Below are 15830 nucleotides of genomic sequence, written 5' to 3' on the forward strand. Positions count from 1 at the left end.
TGGGTGAGGCCGCGGGCCGTTGGACGCCGGGCGGAGAGGCCACCTGTGTCCCCATGAGAGTGCGGCGTCCGATTTGTCGCACCGGAAGGGGCTGGAAGGCTCGTGTCCCCTGCACGACGAGGAAACCTGCGTAACCCTCCGCGGCAACGGGGGCTGTCGCTAGCCGACCCGCGGCGGCGGCTCGCGCGCGGTCGCCGCCATGAGGACGGAAGCCGTCGGTCGGGCCGGGACGCGCGGGAGGAACCGTCCGTGTGCCGACGGCAGGGTTCCGCGCCCGATTCGTCCCGTCCGGAGGTGCGCAGAGTATTTTTCCCCTGCACCACTTCCAACGAGAGATCACGCTTCGAGGTAGGAGCGGACGCCCGGGGTCGAGTGGAGTGGCGGCGAGCGGGAGAGGAGCATTGGTCCGGATCGGGTGGCACGAGCGCAGGAGGTACCAACGCCATGAGCACCCCGTTCTGGGGCCCCGACTTCGACGAGCTGGCCGACACCGACCCGGAGATCGCCGGCGTGGTGCTCGACGAGCTCGCCCGGCTGCGGGGCGGTCTGCAGCTCATCGCGAGCGAGAACCTCACCTCGCCCGCGGTGCTCGCCGCACTCGGCTCCACACTGTCGAACAAGTACGCCGAGGGCTATCCCGGCCGGCGGTACTACGGCGGCTGCCAGGTGGTGGACCGGGCCGAGGAGCTCGGCATCGCCCGGGCGAAGGAGCTGTTCGGCGCCGAGCACGCGAACCTGCAGCCGCACTCCGGCGCGTCGGCGAACTTCGCCGTCTACGCCGCGCTGCTGACGCCGGGTGACACCGTCCTCGCGATGTCGCTGCCGCACGGCGGCCACCTCACCCACGGCAGCAGGGTGAGCTTCTCCGGGAAGTGGTTCAACGTCGTCGCCTACGGCGTGCGCGAGGACACCGAGCTCATCGACTATGACCAGGTCCGCGAGCTGGCCCGCCAGCACCGGCCCAAGATGATCATCTGTGGGGCGACGGCCTACCCGCGGCTGATCGACTTCGCCGCCTTCCGGTCGATCGCCGACGAGGTCGGCTCCTGGCTGGTGGTGGACGCCGCGCACTTCATCGGCCTGGTCGCCGGCGGGGCGATCCCGAGCCCGGTGCCCTACGCCGACGTCGTCAGCTTCACCACCCACAAGGTCCTGCGCGGTCCGCGCGGCGGGATGATCCTGTGCCGCGAGGAGCTGGCCGCCCGCATCGACAAGGCGGTGTTCCCGTTCAGCCAGGGCGGCCCGCTCATGCACGCGGTGGCGGCGAAGGCCGTCGCGCTGCGCGAAGCCGCCACCCCGGCCTACGCCCGGTACGCTCGGCAGGTAGTCGCCAACGCGCAGGTGCTGGCCGAGGGGCTCGCCGCCGAGGGCATCCGCCCGGTCGGCGGTGGCACCGACACCCACCTCGCCCTGCTCGACCTGCGCGAGCTCGGCGTGAGCGGGCGGGACGCGGAGGCCCGCTGCGACGCGGCCGGCATCACCCTGAACAAGAACGCGATCCCCTTCGACCCGCAGCCCCCCGCGATCTCCTCCGGGATCCGGGTCGGCACCCCGGCCGTGACCACCCAGGGCATGGGCGAGGGCGAGATGAAGGAGATCGCCACCCTGATCGGCCGGGCGGTGCGTGATCCCGCCGCCGGGCCGGAGATCGCCACGGCGGTCTCGTCGCTCGTCGCCCGGCACCCCGCCTACCCCCGGTAGGCATCCGCCCACGGCCGGCGGGACCGCCAGGTCCCGCGGGCCTCGGCGGCGTCGGCGGTCCCTGTACGTCCTCGGTCCCTGTACGTCCTCGGTCCCAGCACATCCTCGGTCCCAGCACATCCTCCTCGGCGGTGGGAGATAACGGACGGTGCGCGAGTACCTGCTCGTCTTCGTGGTCTCGGCGGCGGTGACGTTCCTCGCGACGCCGCTGGCACGAACGTTCGCGCTGCGCATCGGCGCGGTCGCGGGCGTGCGCGCCCGGGACGTGCACGCCACCCCGACCCCACGGCTCGGGGGCCTGGCGATGCTCGCCGGCCTCTACGCGGGGCTCGAGGTGGCGGACCGGCTGCCGTTCCTGTCGGTCGTCTCCCAGGACTGGTCGGAGACCCGGGCGGTGCTCATCGCCGGCACGCTGATCTGCCTGCTCGGTATCGCCGACGACCGGTGGGAGCTGGACTCGCTGACGAAGCTCGCCGGCCAGTTCACCGCTTCCGGGATCATGGTGTTGCTCGGCGTCCAGTGGTCGTTCGCCATCAACCGGGACAGCGAGACCACGCTGAGCCTCGGGCCGGAGACAGCCGTCCCGCTGTCGATTCTCGCCACGGTCGTGATGATCAACGCGATGAACTTCATCGACGGCCTGGACGGGCTCGCGGCCGGGGTCGCGGCGATCGCGTCGCTCGCGACGTTCTACTTCGCCTATGAGATCGCGGTGATCGACGGGTTCTACCGGGCGTCGCCGGCGGCGCTGCTCGCCGCGGTCACCGCGGGGGTGTGCATCGGCTTCCTGCCGCACAACTTCAATCCGGCGCGCCTGTTCATGGGGGACTCGGGCTCGATGCTCATCGGGCTGCTGTCCGCCGCCTCGATGATCTCCGTCACCGGCCAGGTGGCCTACGGAGGTTACGCTGGACCCTCGCGGTCGTATCCGTCGCTGATCCCGCTGGCGATCCCGCTGGCCGTCCTCGCGGTTCCCTTCCTGGATCTCGGGCTCGCGGTCGTGCGGCGGACGCGGGCGGGACGGTCGCCGTTCGCGGCCGACAAGATGCATCTCCACCACCGCATGCTGGAGATCGGCAACTCGCACGTGAGGGCGGTTCTGTTCATGTACTTCTGGGCGGCTCTCGTCGGTTTCGGCGGGGTCGCGGCGTCATTCTCCGCGTCCCCGCTGCCGATTCTCGTCGCCACCGTCGGGGTGGGTCTCGCGGCCCTGCTGGCGCTGCTGGTCCGCACGCAGAAGTCGGTGCGGGCATGATCGTGCCCGCGGCCCGGGTGATCCGGCTCGGGCTGCTGCTCACCGTCGCGCTCGCGGTTCCCGCGCTGGCGGTCGCCGTCGGGCTGCGCGGCGGGAAGGGCGTGCTCAGCGCCGGGCTGGGGATCGTGATCGTGGTGGCGTTCTTCACCATCAGCAAGCTGGCCGTCGGCGCGGTCGCCCGGCGGGCGCCGCACCACCTGCTGGCGGCGGCGCTCGGCACCTACGCGGTGAAGATCGTGCTGCTGGGCGCGCTGCTGGTGGCGATCCAGGACAGCTCGGCCCTCGACCTGCCGGCCTTCGCCTGGTCGATCTTCGGCGGCGTCTTCGTCTGGATGGGCGCGGAGCTGTGGGTCGCGACCCACACCAGGGTGCCGTTCTACGACCCCGAACGCCCAGGGGCGTGGGATCCGGCCCGCCGGCCCCCGGCCCGATGAGCCCCGGCGGCGACCGGCCCCCGGCGAAGGACGACCGGCCCGCGCCGCGGCTGGCCAGGCGCAAAGGTGTCGGCCGGGAGGGCGGACGCCCGGCGGTGCGCCAGCCCGGTACCCGGCAGGGGGAGCAGCACCCGGGCGAGGCGTGGAACATCTTCGGAACCCTCATCGCCGGGATGGCGTTCTGGGGGTTGGTGGGTTTCGGCCTGGATCGGTTGTGCGGCTTTCGGGCGCTGTTCCTGCCCATTGGTCTGGGGCTCGGCATCGCCCTGTCGATGTATCTGGTGATCTACCGGCTGACCCGGCGATAGCCCGGTCGATTCAGGGTCGTTCGTCCCGCCCGTCGGCGCGGGCGGTTGTGTTCGCCGCGGTCGTTCCCGGCGGGTTGCGCCGATGGTCCCGGCGGAGATGTTCCGAATGGACTGGGTTGTTCCCACCCGCTGGACCTGGCTCGCGCGCCCTTCCGGCTGTTCGATGGGTTGCGGCCGGTCCGATTCATCCCGATTGTCCCGGTCACCGGGGCAATCGCGATGACGCCCGCCTCGCCCTGTCGTTCGGATTCGTCATGACCTCCCAGGTCATCGACGGCGCGGACGGCATCGGCGAGAGTGGGCACAGGCAACAGCGGCGGCGGCGGGCGGGGAGCGGCGCGACGGCCGCACCCCGTGCGCATCCGGGCACCGGGTCGACCGGGGTCGGGAAGGCAGCCGCCGACCTGAACTTGACGTCATAAGGTGGTCACGCAGTGTGGAAACACCATCAACGGAGCGAAACCCGCGGACAACGCGCGCATGAACCACGATGAACCTCGAAGCGAGTTGGTGCCTGTGGCGCGCCGGTGTGGATAGTATCGCGGGCAACAGGACGTCGGCCTGCCGACACCCATCAGGGGTTGGGCTTGTCGGGCCGTCCTTCGTAGCGCTGCCACCGGTTGGCGACAGGTCGTTCTTCGGTGTGGGCGTGTCGTGCGAACCCGGTAGGGTGGGGGCAATCTGCCGCCAGCACGGCAAGCTCGCTCAGCCGTGGGTGCCTAACCTATGTGATCATGGAGGTGTTGGTCGTGCCAGTCCTCGCTGATGAGGGCTTCCAGGGCCCCACGAAGGAGGTCTTCCAGACCCCGCACTGGTTTGACGTCGAGGTCGGCTCGGCCCACTTCTACCTCAACAAGGCCACTGGTCTCACGCTCTTCGCCGCCCTGTTCGTCGGTGTGATCTTCTGGCTGGGCTTCCGTCAAGCTAGAATCATACCCCGCGGTCTCCAGAACCTGTGCGAGTCGGTGTACGACTTCGTGGATCTGCAGATCGCCCGCGGCGTCATCGGGGAGAAGGGCGCGCGGTACACGCCGTACCTGCTGATCCTTTTCAGCTTCGTGCTGGTCTGCAACGTCCTCGCGGTGATCCCGGCGGCCCAGTTCCCGGCGACCTCGCGCATCGCGGTGCCGATGGTCCTCGCGGTGATCACCTGGGTGATGTTCAACTACGCCGGCATCAGGGCCAACGGCGCCGGCGCGTACTTCAAGGAGCTGATCGACCCGGCACCGACGGCGCCGTTCGCCATCCGGCTGCTGCTGGCCCCGATCGAGATCCTGTCGACGCTGATCGTGCGGCCCTTCACGCTGGCGATCCGGTTGTTCGCGAACATGTTCGCCGGTCACCTCCTGCTGCTGGTCTTCTCGCTGGGCGCGGACTACCTGCTGCCCAAGCCGCCGTTTGTCTTCGGTGTCGCGTCGCTGCTCGTGGCGATCATCCTCACGGCGTTCGAGCTCGTCATCGATGTTCTCCAGGCGTACATCATTACCATCCTGACCGCCGCCTACATCGGCGGAGCGATGGCGCACGGAGGAGAGCACGAGGTAGCTCCGTCCGAGGATCTCGCCGAGCACGCCCCGACAGGCGTGCCGGTCGCGGCCCACGCCTAGTTTCCCGCCACTCCCCAAGAGCACCGGCGAGCCCGGTGCCCGACTGAAGAGGAAAGCACCGTGCCCGACCCCACCCTCATCCTCGCCGCCAAGGACTCCGTCTCCGGGAGCCTCGGGGCCGTGGCCTACGGCCTCGCGGCCATCGGCCCCGGCATCGGTATCGGCCTCATCTTCGGTCTCGGCGTGCAGGCGATCGCCCGTCAGCCCGAGGCGGAGCAGGTCGCCTTCCGGTACATGCTGATCGGGTTCGCGCTCGCCGAGGCCCTCGCGCTCATCGGCTTCGTCGTTCCCTTCGTCTTCCCGTAAACCGCGGAGGGGACCATGAGCGCGACAGCCAGCATTCTTCTCGCCGCGAGCGAGAGCGGCGGACACGACGAGAACGTCCTGATCCCGCCGCTGAGCGAACTGATCATTGGCACCGTGGCGTTCGGTCTGCTCGTGGCCTTCTTCTTCTGGAAGGTCCGGCCGCAGATCAGCCGGGTCTACGCCGAGCGCACCGACCGCATCGAGGGCGGGCTCGCCCGCGCCGAGGCGGCACAGAACGAGGCCCAGGCCCTGCTCGAGCAGTACCGCGCGCAGCTGGCCGACGCCCGGGCCGAGGCGGGGCGCATCCGCGAGGAGGCGCACTCCGAGGGCCGGCAGATCGTCGAGGAGCTGCGGGCGACCGCGGCCCGCGAGGTCGCCGAGCTGAAGGACCGCGCCGACGCGCAGCTCGCGGCCGACCGCGCCCAGATCGTGGCGCAGATCCGCCGTGAGGTCGGCGATCTCGCGATCGACCTGGCCTCGAAGATCGTCGGATACCAGGTGGAGAGCAGCGCCACCCAGTCCAGGCTCGTCGAGGACTTCATCGCCGCGCTGGACAACTCGGCCGAGGGCGCGGGCAGCGCTCCCGCGCCGGTGGGTCCGGGAGGCTGACGGTGGAGGGAGCCTCAAGGCATGGGCTCGCCGCCGCGCGGGCGACCCTCGACCAGGTCCTGGCGACCGCACCCGGCGGGACGGCCGCTGCGGACGCCGGACGGGTGGCCGACGACCTGCGGGCCGTCGCCGAGCTGCTCGCCGGCGAGCCGACCATCCGGCGGGCACTGACCGACCCGGGTGCGCCGGTCGCGGCACGCACCGAGCTGGTCGCCCGGCTGCTGGGCACGCAGATCGATCCGGCGAGCCTGGCGATCACCCAGACCGCGGTCGGCGCCCGCTGGTCGCGGCCGTCCGACCTGCGGTTCGCGCTGGTCGAACTGGGCGTCGAGGCGCTGCTGGTCGCGGCCGAGCGGGACGGGGCGCTGGAGGAGGTCGAGGACGAGCTGTTCCGGTTCGGCCGGATCCTCGCCCAGTTCCCCGAGCTCGCCCTGGCCCTCACCGACCCGGCGGCGCCGGCGTCGGTGAAGGACGGGCTGCTGACCCGGCTGCTGTCGGGGAAGGCCCACCCGGTCACCCTGCGGCTGTCCCAGCAGGCCGCCGCCGACCGGATCCACGGTGACGTCGAGCGTCGCCTGGCCGACTTCAGTCGGATCGCCGCCGCCCGACGGGGTCGGGTCGTGGCGATCGTACGCACGGCGGTGCCGTTGGGCGACGAGGTCGTCGCCCGTCTCGGTGCCGCAGTCAGCCGGTACTTCGGCCGCCAGATCCAGATCCAGGTCGACCTCGATCCCGCCCTGCTGGGCGGCGTCGTGGTACAGGTCGGCGACGAGGTGGTCGACGGCAGCGTGCTGCGCCGTCTGAACGCCGCGCGCCGGACGATGCTCCGGTAGTCGGGTGCGGTCGTGATCGTGACAGTTCCCCCGACCACCGCCGCGGCGTCGGCGGCACCCAGGCGACCTGCCCGCCCAGCGATGAACGACGAAGGACGTAAGCGATGACTGAACTCTCCATCCGGCCGGAGGAGATCCGCGACGCCCTACGGGAGTACGTCGACTCGTTCCAGGCCACCTCCGCCGGCCGGGAGGAGGTCGGCCGGGTCGTCGTCACCGGTGACGGCATCGCCCGCGTCGAGGGTCTCCCGCACACGATGACCAACGAGCTGCTGGAGTTCCACGGCGGCGTGCTCGGCCTCGCGCTCAACCTCGAGGTCGGCGAGATCGGCACCGTCATCCTCGGCGAGTCCGAACACATCGAGGAGGGCCAGGAGGTCCGCCGCACCGGCGAGATCCTCTCGGTCCCGGTCGGTGACGGCTTCCTCGGCCGGGTCGTCGACCCGCTGGGCCGCCCGATCGACGGCCTCGGCGAGATCCAGGCCGCCGGGACGCGGGCCCTGGAACTTCAGGCGCCGACCGTCGTCCAGCGCCAGCCGGTCAAGGAGCCGCTGCAGACGGGCATCAAGGCGATCGACGCCATGACCGCCATCGGCCGCGGCCAGCGCCAGCTGATCATCGGCGACCGGCAGACCGGCAAGACCACGGTGGCCATCGACGCGATCATCAACCAGCGGGACAACTGGGCTTCCGGTGATCCCAAGCGTCAGGTCAAGTGCGTCTACGTGGCCGTCGGCCAGAAGAAGACGACCATCCGCGAGGTGGTGAACACCCTCGAGGAGGCCGGCGCGCTGGCCTACACCACGATCGTCGCCGCCCCCGCGGACGAGCCGGCCGGCTTCAAGTACATCGCGCCGTACTCCGGTTCCGCGATCGCCCAGCACTGGATGTACAACGGCCAGCACTCGCTGATCGTCTTCGACGACCTGTCCAAGCAGGCCGAGGCGTACCGGGCGATCTCGCTGCTGCTGCGCCGTCCGCCGGGCCGCGAGGCGTACCCCGGCGACGTGTTCTACCTGCACTCCCGCCTGCTGGAGCGCTGCGCGAAGCTGTCCGACGAGCTCGGCGGCGGGTCGCTGACCGGACTGCCGATCATCGAGACGAAGGCCAGCGACATCTCGGCCTACATCCCGACGAACGTCATCTCGATCACCGACGGGCAGATCTTCCTCGAGGCGGACCTGTTCAACCAGGGTGTGCGGCCCGCCATCAACGTCGGCACCTCGGTGTCGCGCGTCGGCGGCAGCGCCCAGACCAAGGCGATGAAGTCGGTCGCCGGCCGTCTGCGTCTGGACCTGGCCCAGTACCGCGAGCTGGAGGCGTTCTCCGCGTTCGGCTCCGACCTGGACAAGGCCTCGCGCGACCAGCTGGCCCGCGGTGCGCGGCTGGTCGAGCTGCTCAAGCAGCCGCAGAACCAGCCGTACGCCACCGAGCGGCAGGTCGTGTCGATCTGGGCCGGCACCACCGGCAAGCTCGACGACGTGCCGGTCGCCGACATCCGGCGCTTCGAGGCGGAGTTCCTGGACTACGTCGGCCGGTCGTTCGCGGCGGTCTACGACGCGATCGTCACGTCCGGCAAGCTCAGCGACGACACGATCGCGGAGCTCACGCGGGCCATCGGGGAGTACAAGAAGCAGTTCACCCTCTCCGACGGTCAGCCGCTGGTCAACGAGCCGGCCGTCAGCCCGCTCGCGGCCGGAGCGGTGCGGCAGGAGTCCATCCCGGTGCACCGGCCCGCGCGCTCCAGCGACGAGGGCTGATCCATGGCGGGGCAGCTTCGTGAGTACCGGCGGCGGATCAAGTCGGTACAGTCGACGAAGAAGATCACCAAGGCGATGGAGCTGATCGCGGCTTCGCGCATCGCCAAGGCACGGGCCCGCGTCGCCGCGTCGCGGCCCTACGCCGAGGAGATCACCCGGGTCATCGAGGCGGTGGCGTCGCAGACCACGGTCAGCCATCCGCTCACCACCGAGCACCCGCAGGCGGTTCGGGCGGCGGTCGTGGTGATCACCAGCGACCGCGGCCTGGCCGGCGGCTACAGCTCGAACGCGCTCAAGCGCACCAACGAGCTGGTCGAGCTGCTGCGCTCGGAGGGCAAGGAGATCACGCTGCACGTCGTCGGGCGCAAGGGAGTGGGCTACTTCCGCTTCCGCGGCCGGGCGATCGACGGCGAGTACACCGGCTTCTCCGAGCAGCCGACCTACGCCGACGCGAAGTCGGTGGCGGACGCGCTGATCGCGTCGTTCGTCGCGGACGCCGCGGACGGCGGGGTGGACGAGATCCACGTCGTGCACACCGAGTACCTCTCGGCGCTCACCCAGTCGCCGGTCGCCCGGCGGCTGCTGCCGATGGTGCTCACCGAGACCGACGAGCCCCCGGTGCACGGCCCGCTGCCCCAGTACGAGTTCGAACCGTCCGCGGAGGCGGTGCTCGACGCGCTCCTGCCCCGGTATGTCGAGAGCCGTCTGTACGCGGCGATGCTGGAGTCGGCGGCGTCGGAGTCGGCGGCGAGGCAGCGGGCGATGAAGTCGGCGACGGACAACGCCGAGGAACTCGTCCGCACCTACACCCGTCAGGCGAACCGGGCCCGCCAGGACGCCATCACCCAGGAGATCTCCGAGATCGTCGGTGGTGCGAACGCCCTGGCCTCGGCATCCTGAGGTCAGCGGGAGCACGCGGTGACGAGACGGCGACGCGTGGTCGGGCGGCGAGGCCGCCCGCCATGCCGTCGCCTTTTCGGACACATTAGGTGACACTGAGGGTGGGGGCCCGTCGGACCGACGGGCCCCGCCGGGGTACAGGCGTCCTCGCGCGGGGGGACGCGCGGCGACCGACCACCCCGCGGACGTCGACCAGAACGACGTCGATCAGAACGTAGAAGTGTGGCGCCGGCGGTGACGGCGGGCGGGGACGAGCCCCACCGCACCGGTGGCGCCGGAGGTGCCAGAGAACGGCTAGCCCGAGGCTGCGGCGACGGGCAACGATGGGAAACTGAGGACGCCATGACCGTCACCACCAGCTCGCCGGCCACGGCGGAGGGCCGGGCCCCGGGAGTCGGCCGGGTCGCCCGAGTCATCGGACCGGTCGTCGACGTGGAGTTCGCTCCCGACGAACTCCCCGAGATCTATCACGCGCTGCAGGTCGACCGTACGATCGGCGACCAGACCGCCACGCTGACCCTCGAGGTCGCCCAGCACATCGGTGACAACACCGTGCGGGCCATCTCGATGCAGCAGACCGACGGCCTGGTCCGCGGCGCGGCGGTGCGCGACACCGGCGCGCCGATCTCCGTACCGGTCGGCGACGCCACCAAGGGGCACGTGTTCAACGTGCTCGGCACACCCCTGGACGTCGACAAGATCGATGCCGAGACCTACTGGCCGATCCACCGGACGGCCCCGCCGTTCGCCGAGCTCGAGTCCAAGACCGAGATGTTCACCACCGGCATCAAGGTCATCGACCTGCTCGCGCCGTACGTGCGCGGTGGGAAGATCGGCCTGTTCGGCGGTGCCGGCGTCGGCAAGACCGTCATCATCCAGGAGATGATCCGCCGGGTCGCCAAGGAGTTCGGTGGCGTGTCGGTGTTCGCCGGCGTCGGCGAGCGCACCCGTGAGGGCAACGACCTGTTCCTGGAGATGACCGAGGCCGGCGTCATCGAGGACACGGCGCTCGTCTTCGGCCAGATGGACGAGCCGCCGGGCACCCGGCTGCGGGTGGCGCTGGGCGCGCTGACCATGGCCGAGTACTTCCGGGACGTCCAGAAGCAGGACGTGCTGCTGTTCATCGACAACATCTTCCGGTTCACCCAGGCCGGTTCCGAGGTGTCGACGCTGCTCGGCCGGATGCCCTCCGCCGTGGGTTACCAGCCCACGCTGGCCGACGAGATGGGCGTGCTGCAGGAGCGGATCACCTCGACCCGCGGTCGTTCGATCACCTCGCTGCAGGCGATCTACGTCCCCGCGGACGACCTGACCGACCCGGCGCCGGCGACGACGTTCACCCACCTCGACGCCCAGACGGTGCTCGACCGGGCGATCTCCGACCTCGGCATCTACCCCGCGGTCAGCCCGCTCGACTCGAACTCCCGGATCCTCGACCCGCGCCACATCGGGCAGGAGCACTACGACACCGCCCGCGAGGTGCAGCGGATCCTGCAGCGATACAAGGACCTGCAGGACATCATCGCCATCCTCGGCATCGACGAGCTCTCCGAAGAGGACAAGATCCTCGTCAACCGGGCCCGGCGGATCCAGCGGTTCCTGTCGCAGCCGTTCTTCGTCGCGGAGCAGTTCACCAACATCCCCGGCAAGTTCGTGCCCCTGGACGAGACGATCGACTCGTTCAAACGGCTCACCCAGGGCGACTTCGACCACCTGCCCGAGCAGGCGTTCTTCATGTGCGGTGGCATCGAGGACGCGGAGAAGAACGCGGAGAACCTCTGATGCCGATGCGCGTGGCGATCGTCTCGCCCGAGCAGGAGGTGTGGTCCGGCGAGGCCGACATGGTCGTCGCCCGGACCACCGATGGTGATCTCGGTGTGCTGCCCGGCCACGTCTCGCTGCTCGGGGTGCTCGCCCCTGGCGGCACCGTGCGGGTCAAGACCGGCGGCCGCGAGGTCACGGCCGAGGTCGACGGCGGCTTCATCTCCGTCACCAAGCAGGGCGTGAGCATCCTCGCGGAGACGGCGACCCTGGGCTGACGCCCGGCGCGCCGGCTCCCCGAGCCGAGAACGACGACGGCCGCGTTCCCCGAGCATCCGGGGGCGCGGCCGTTCTGTATCTCCGGTCGTTCTGTGTCGCGGGTCGTGCCGCCGGTGGTCTACAGCTCCAGCAGGAACTTCAGGGCCTCGGTCATCCGCAGCAGATGGTCCGGGCCCACGACGCCGAGCCGGCGGGTGAAGCGCCGCTGGGACACCGACTTGACGTCCTCGACCTTGGCGTAGCTCGTCTCGCGCAGCCCGCTGCCGCCGGGAGCGAGCTCGACGTGGGAGGGTAGCCCGCGGTTGGTCCGGGTGACCGGTACGACGATGGACAGGCCCGCGCGGCTCCGGTTGAGCCGATCCGCGGACACGACCACCGCCGGCCGACGCAGCCCCTGTTCGTGACCCACCGGTTCGCCGAAGTCGACCATCCACACCTCGCCGCGGCGAGGGGAGATCACTCCACGCCACCCCGCGACGAGCCGTCGGGCAGCAGGCCGTCCCGTGGCATCCCGTCGGGTAGCAGGCCGTCTCTCAGGGCCGGTGCCTGCGCCGATCGCTCGGCCTCGACCTCGTCCCAAGCGCCCTCGTCGTCGGCGAGGCGTTCATAGCCGGCCTCGAAGCCGCGCCAGAACAGCTCGCGCTCGTACGCCTCGACGGCCTCGTCGATGATGGTCTGCATCTGCTGGCCGGTGGTCGCGGCCATGGCCGCGACCCGCTGCCGCGTCCTGTCGCTCACGCGCACCGTGGTACTCATGATCGCCAGTCTACAATTGGGTTGACTGTGCTGTCGACCCTCGGGTAGTGGGCGTAACGCGGCCATCCCTCGATCCGCGCCGCGCGCGGCTCGTCCCGGGCGTTCTCGCCTTGCCGCGTTTCTCGCCTCGCGCTGTCAGCGCCCGGGGACGGCCTCAGGCGTGTGCGCCCGGGCGCCACAGGACGTCGCCGTCGGGATTGGCCACCCGGGCGAGGATGAACAGCAGGTCGGAGAGCCGGTTGAGGTACTGGGCCGGCAGTGGCCCGGTCCGCTCGGGCTCGGCGTCGAGCAGCGCCCAGGTGGCTCGCTCGGCCCGGCGGGCGACGGTGCGCGCCGTATGGAGCAACGCGGCCCCGGGCGTGCCGCCGGGCAGGATGAACGAGGCGAGCTTCGGCAGGTCGGCGTTGAACCGGTCGCACGCCTCCTCCAGCCGCTGCACGTACGCCTCGGTGATCCGCAGCGGCGGGTAGGCGGGCTCGGCCACCACCGGGGTGCACAGGTCGGCGCCGACGTCGAACAGGTCGTTCTGCACCTGCCCGAGCACCTCCCGCACCTCGTCGGCCAGGTCGCCGAGGGCGAGCGCGACACCGATGGCGGCGTTCGCCTCGTCGACGTCGGCGTAGGCGGCCAGGCGCGGATCCGTCTTCGCCACCCGCGACATGTCGCCGAGCGCCGTCGTCCCGTCGTCGCCGGTCCGCGTGTAGATCCGGGTCAGATGCACCGCCATGCCACCACTCTAGGTCGCGACCGTGGTCCACAGCCCCCGGAGTCCCTGCCTACCGACAGCTTTGTCCACCGGCGGCCCTGGCGCGCCCGCCTACTCCTCGGCCGTCCGGTGGGACTGCGAGACTCACGTCCGTCGGCCCGATGTGTCCGTCAGAGGCGGGCGTAGAGGAGGGTGGCGTCGTCGCTACGGCTGAAGCGGGGGACGCGGGTGCGGGTGGGGTCGGCGTTCTCGGCGGCGCGGAGGCGGTCGAGCAGGTCGTCGCCGCGGCCGGCGGCGAGCTCGTCGAGCAGCGCGTCCTCGTCTGCGACAAGCCCGAAGGGATGGACGCAGCGGGCGTAACCGTCCGACATGACAGCGATCTCGGTGCCCGGCGGCGCCGCGATGCTGATCACGAACGCGTGCCCGGCGGCGGCCGGCTCGTCGGCGAGCACCCACAGGCCGGCCGGGGTGTTGCGCCGCGCCCGTCGTTCGCGGCTGGCGGCGCGCTCGCGGGCATAGGCCTCGGCGGCGTCCACGCCCCGGTCGAGCTCGGCGTGGATCCGGGCGAGCAGCGCCTCCTCGACCCCATCGAACTGTGGGTCGGTGAAGGTCCGCGCTGCGGCGCCGGGGGCGCGCAGCACGACGGGACTGTCGCCGAGCAGACAGAGCTCGAGTCTGTCACCGACCTGCCGGACCAGGCTCAGCGTCGCCGTGGGGAACTCGCTTCGCCTCCCCTCGGCTCCGGCCGCCGCACCTGCCCCATCGGTGCCGTCCCGACTTCCGACGCAGCCGTCGTCCCCGTCCCCAGCGCCGCCCTCCGAACCGAGGCCGAGGCGCCGTCCCTCGTCGCGGACGTGCTCGACGAGCTCGCGCAGCACCGCGCGGATCGGCCGTCCGGCCCAGGCGGCCCGGCTCAGATGGGCGCTGGCGGTGGCCGCGAGCCAGGCGGCGGGGGACTGGTCGCCGACCAGTGCCTCGCCACCGAGCGGGGTCGCGCCGTCGATCACCCAGAGCCCGTCGGGGCGGGCTCCGGCCGCGTCCTCAGAACGCGGCTTGTCCGAGCGACTGATGGACCGCAACACCCGCACCCGTCGGCCCCCACCCCGTCCACAGACATCCCGCCGCCACGAGTATCGCCCCCACCACCGCGGGCACCAGCCGCCGGCGGGCGGACCCGTCGCCGGCCGCCGGGACGAGCAGGACGTGGAAGCCCCAGAACACCAGCAGCGTCACACCCCCTGCCAGGGTCAGCAGCCCCGCGGCGGGCCGGGCGGGCTGGCCGGCGGCGATGTTCGCCGACGTGGTGATGAACGCGATGACCGCCGCGAGCAGACCCATGATCTCCAGGACCTGGCCGCGGACCTGGCGCAGCTCGCGGGTGGCCTCCGCCTGCCGGGCGGCGAGCCGCTCGGCCTCCTGGGCGTACTGGATCCGGGCCCGGATGAGCTGGTAGTCACCGATGCGCAGGGGATACTCCGCGCCGGCGCTGTCCTCGTCCTCGATCGCCCGGGCGATGCTCGCCCGAGCGGTGGCGAACGCGCCGCGGGACGTCGCGATGCGCGCGTGGGTGGCGTGATAGCGGGCGTACCTGCCGTCGCTGAGCGCGATCGCCTGCCGGACGTACCGCTCCGCCTCGAGCAGCATCGGCTGGTCTGGTTCGGGTTCCCGCTCGTGCCGGTCGACGATGATCTCGGCGGCGAGGTGGAGCACGCCCGGCACGCCACGCAGCCGCCGCGCCGCCTCGAGCGCGTAGGTCAGCGCGGCGTCCAGGTTCGCGGGATCGCCGTCGAGCGTCGCGTAGTACTCCGCCTGGAGGAAGAAGAACATCGGGTGCTCGCCGAAGCGGGCCTGATAGCGATCGGTGTTCGCGCGGTGGAGCCGGTGGTCCTTGCGCCGCCAGGCGCGGGCCTGCAGGCAGTAGAACGCGTTGAACCGGGTCTGCTCGGGCAGGTCGCCGTCCTCGATGGCCGCGCCGAGCGCCTCGTCCGTGGCATCCGGCGCGGCGAGCAGCTCGCGGGCGGCCGCCCCGAACCCTGGATCGGTCGCGGCCGGCAGCCCGCCCAGACGCTCCGCCAGCGCCCCGATCACCCGAGGTGCCGTGGAGAAAACGGTACGTTCACCACGTGCATTCCGTGAGCGTAGCCGCCGTAACCCTCCGAAACGATGCGATCCTCTGTATCCGTCGTCGGGACTCGGGAGACTGGCAGATTCCTGGCGGCGTTCTCGAACGCGGCGAGACGACAAGACGGGCTGTGCCGGGAGGTCTTCGAGGAGACCGGCGCCTTGGTGCGGCCGGCCCGGTTGACAGGGGTGTACCTCAACCTCCCGCTCGGAGTCGTGGCGATGGTGTTCCTCTGCGAGCTCGTCGAGGACACGACCATGACCAGCACCGAGGAGTCGGCCGAAGTCCGGTGGCTGTCCTTGGACGAGGTGCGGGCCAGGTTCGTGCCCGCGTTCGCGGTGCGGGTGACGGACGCGGTGAGCGGAGACGGGGAGACGTTCGTACGGACGCATGACGGGATGTCGGTGCTGGTGGGGACGGACGGGGGTGAGGGGGACGCGGGGCGTGGTGGGGGGTATTCCGGTGGGTGCCGGTGAAGATCCTGGCGGCAGGA

The 15830-nt window shown here is 71.2% G+C and carries 18 protein-coding genes; 13 read left to right on the forward strand and 5 right to left on the reverse strand.

The annotated features are described in order from the left end of the window. Positions 1–444: 444 nt before the first annotated feature. The 12 genes from glyA to AC6EXY_RS12910 all read left to right on the forward strand — a co-directional run bounded on the left by glyA (position 445) and on the right by AC6EXY_RS12910 (position 11752). A complete protein-coding gene (gene glyA / locus AC6EXY_RS12855; RefSeq protein ID WP_101832238.1) occupies positions 445–1701 on the forward strand; it encodes a serine hydroxymethyltransferase in 1257 nt (418 codons plus the stop codon). A 148-nt stretch (positions 1702–1849) separates the two neighbouring features. Further along, entirely contained in the window at positions 1850–2956 is a 1107-nt protein-coding gene (locus AC6EXY_RS12860; RefSeq protein ID WP_101832239.1) for an MraY family glycosyltransferase, read from the forward strand. Then, positions 2953–3390: a Cg1360 family ATP-synthase-associated protein gene (locus AC6EXY_RS12865; protein ID WP_101832240.1), complete on the forward strand. Its 438-nt coding sequence runs from the start codon at positions 2953–2955 to the stop codon at positions 3388–3390. The genes AC6EXY_RS12860 and AC6EXY_RS12865 overlap by 4 nt, the downstream gene beginning before the upstream one ends. Then, positions 3387–3698 (forward strand): AtpZ/AtpI family protein, encoded by a 312-nt coding sequence (locus AC6EXY_RS12870; RefSeq protein WP_243407591.1) that lies wholly within the window; start codon positions 3387–3389, stop codon positions 3696–3698. Before AC6EXY_RS12865 ends, AC6EXY_RS12870 begins: the two co-directional genes overlap by 4 nt. A 734-nt stretch (positions 3699–4432) precedes the next feature. Next, complete coding sequence (gene atpB, locus AC6EXY_RS12875) at positions 4433–5305, forward strand: F0F1 ATP synthase subunit A (protein WP_101832255.1); 873 nt, start codon at positions 4433–4435, stop codon at positions 5303–5305. Between the two features lie 60 nt (positions 5306–5365). Next, entirely contained in the window at positions 5366–5611 is a 246-nt protein-coding gene (locus tag AC6EXY_RS12880) for an ATP synthase subunit C-like protein (protein ID WP_101832241.1), read from the forward strand. A gap of 15 nt (positions 5612–5626) precedes the next feature. Beyond that, entirely contained in the window at positions 5627–6220 is a 594-nt protein-coding gene (locus AC6EXY_RS12885) for a F0F1 ATP synthase subunit B (protein ID WP_101832242.1), read from the forward strand. 2 nt (positions 6221–6222) lie between these two features. After that, a complete protein-coding gene (locus AC6EXY_RS12890) occupies positions 6223–7053 on the forward strand; it encodes a F0F1 ATP synthase subunit delta (RefSeq protein WP_101832243.1) in 831 nt (276 codons plus the stop codon). Between the two features lie 104 nt (positions 7054–7157). After that, positions 7158–8813, forward strand: coding sequence for a F0F1 ATP synthase subunit alpha (atpA, locus tag AC6EXY_RS12895; protein WP_101832244.1), 1656 nt, complete (start codon positions 7158–7160; stop codon positions 8811–8813). 3 nt (positions 8814–8816) lie between these two features. After that, on the forward strand, positions 8817–9713 hold the full coding sequence (locus AC6EXY_RS12900; RefSeq protein WP_101832245.1) for a F0F1 ATP synthase subunit gamma: 897 nt from the start codon (positions 8817–8819) through the stop codon (positions 9711–9713). Between the two features lie 342 nt (positions 9714–10055). Beyond that, a complete protein-coding gene (gene atpD, locus AC6EXY_RS12905; protein WP_101832246.1) occupies positions 10056–11495 on the forward strand; it encodes a F0F1 ATP synthase subunit beta in 1440 nt (479 codons plus the stop codon). After that, a complete protein-coding gene (locus tag AC6EXY_RS12910) occupies positions 11495–11752 on the forward strand; it encodes a F0F1 ATP synthase subunit epsilon (protein WP_101832247.1) in 258 nt (85 codons plus the stop codon). Before atpD ends, AC6EXY_RS12910 begins: the two co-directional genes overlap by 1 nt. A gap of 119 nt (positions 11753–11871) precedes the next feature. Here AC6EXY_RS12910 and AC6EXY_RS12915 read toward each other — a convergent pair whose 3' ends face one another. The 5 genes from AC6EXY_RS12915 to AC6EXY_RS12935 all read right to left on the reverse strand — a co-directional run bounded on the left by AC6EXY_RS12915 (position 11872) and on the right by AC6EXY_RS12935 (position 15303). Continuing rightward, positions 11872–12213 carry a type II toxin-antitoxin system PemK/MazF family toxin gene (locus tag AC6EXY_RS12915; RefSeq protein ID WP_101832248.1) on the reverse strand — a complete coding sequence of 114 codons (342 nt, stop codon included), beginning with the start codon at positions 12211–12213 and terminating at the stop codon, positions 11872–11874. Next, entirely contained in the window at positions 12210–12491 is a 282-nt protein-coding gene (locus AC6EXY_RS12920; RefSeq protein ID WP_499818073.1) for a hypothetical protein, read from the reverse strand. The genes AC6EXY_RS12915 and AC6EXY_RS12920 overlap by 4 nt, the downstream gene beginning before the upstream one ends. 172 nt (positions 12492–12663) lie before the next feature. Further along, positions 12664–13236, reverse strand: coding sequence for a cob(I)yrinic acid a,c-diamide adenosyltransferase (locus AC6EXY_RS12925; protein ID WP_101832249.1), 573 nt, complete (start codon positions 13234–13236; stop codon positions 12664–12666). Positions 13237–13385: 149 nt separating this feature from the next. Further along, positions 13386–14297 (reverse strand): protein phosphatase 2C domain-containing protein, encoded by a 912-nt coding sequence (locus tag AC6EXY_RS12930; RefSeq protein ID WP_499818072.1) that lies wholly within the window; start codon positions 14295–14297, stop codon positions 13386–13388. Further along, positions 14257–15303 (reverse strand): hypothetical protein, encoded by a 1047-nt coding sequence (locus tag AC6EXY_RS12935; RefSeq protein WP_243407594.1) that lies wholly within the window; start codon positions 15301–15303, stop codon positions 14257–14259. The genes AC6EXY_RS12930 and AC6EXY_RS12935 overlap by 41 nt, the downstream gene beginning before the upstream one ends. Positions 15304–15501: 198 nt before the next feature. On the opposite strand from AC6EXY_RS12935, the gene AC6EXY_RS12940 reads away from it, so the two are divergent. Beyond that, on the forward strand, positions 15502–15813 hold the full coding sequence (locus AC6EXY_RS12940; protein ID WP_499818082.1) for an NUDIX hydrolase: 312 nt from the start codon (positions 15502–15504) through the stop codon (positions 15811–15813). The last annotated feature ends 17 nt before the right edge of the window (positions 15814–15830 follow it).

The sequence above is a fragment of the Frankia sp. RB5 genome (assembly GCF_059816245.1).

What these genes read in the sequence shown, in the direction of transcription:
- AC6EXY_RS12865 (WP_101832240.1), top strand. Translation starts at nt 2,953, where the DNA reads ATGATCGTGCCCGCGGCCCGGGTGATCCGGCTCGGGCTGCTGCTCACC.
- AC6EXY_RS12910 (WP_101832247.1), top strand. Translation starts at nt 11,495, where the DNA reads ATGCCGATGCGCGTGGCGATCGTCTCGCCCGAGCAGGAGGTGTGGTCC.
- glyA (WP_101832238.1), top strand. Translation starts at nt 445, where the DNA reads ATGAGCACCCCGTTCTGGGGCCCCGACTTCGACGAGCTGGCCGACACC.
- AC6EXY_RS12925 (WP_101832249.1), bottom strand. Translation starts at nt 13,236, where the DNA reads ATGGCGGTGCATCTGACCCGGATCTACACGCGGACCGGCGACGACGGG.
- AC6EXY_RS12870 (WP_243407591.1), top strand. Translation starts at nt 3,387, where the DNA reads ATGAGCCCCGGCGGCGACCGGCCCCCGGCGAAGGACGACCGGCCCGCG.
- atpD (WP_101832246.1), top strand. Translation starts at nt 10,056, where the DNA reads ATGACCGTCACCACCAGCTCGCCGGCCACGGCGGAGGGCCGGGCCCCG.
- atpA (WP_101832244.1), top strand. Translation starts at nt 7,158, where the DNA reads ATGACTGAACTCTCCATCCGGCCGGAGGAGATCCGCGACGCCCTACGG.
- atpB (WP_101832255.1), top strand. Translation starts at nt 4,433, where the DNA reads ATGGAGGTGTTGGTCGTGCCAGTCCTCGCTGATGAGGGCTTCCAGGGC.
- AC6EXY_RS12885 (WP_101832242.1), top strand. Translation starts at nt 5,627, where the DNA reads ATGAGCGCGACAGCCAGCATTCTTCTCGCCGCGAGCGAGAGCGGCGGA.
- AC6EXY_RS12900 (WP_101832245.1), top strand. Translation starts at nt 8,817, where the DNA reads ATGGCGGGGCAGCTTCGTGAGTACCGGCGGCGGATCAAGTCGGTACAG.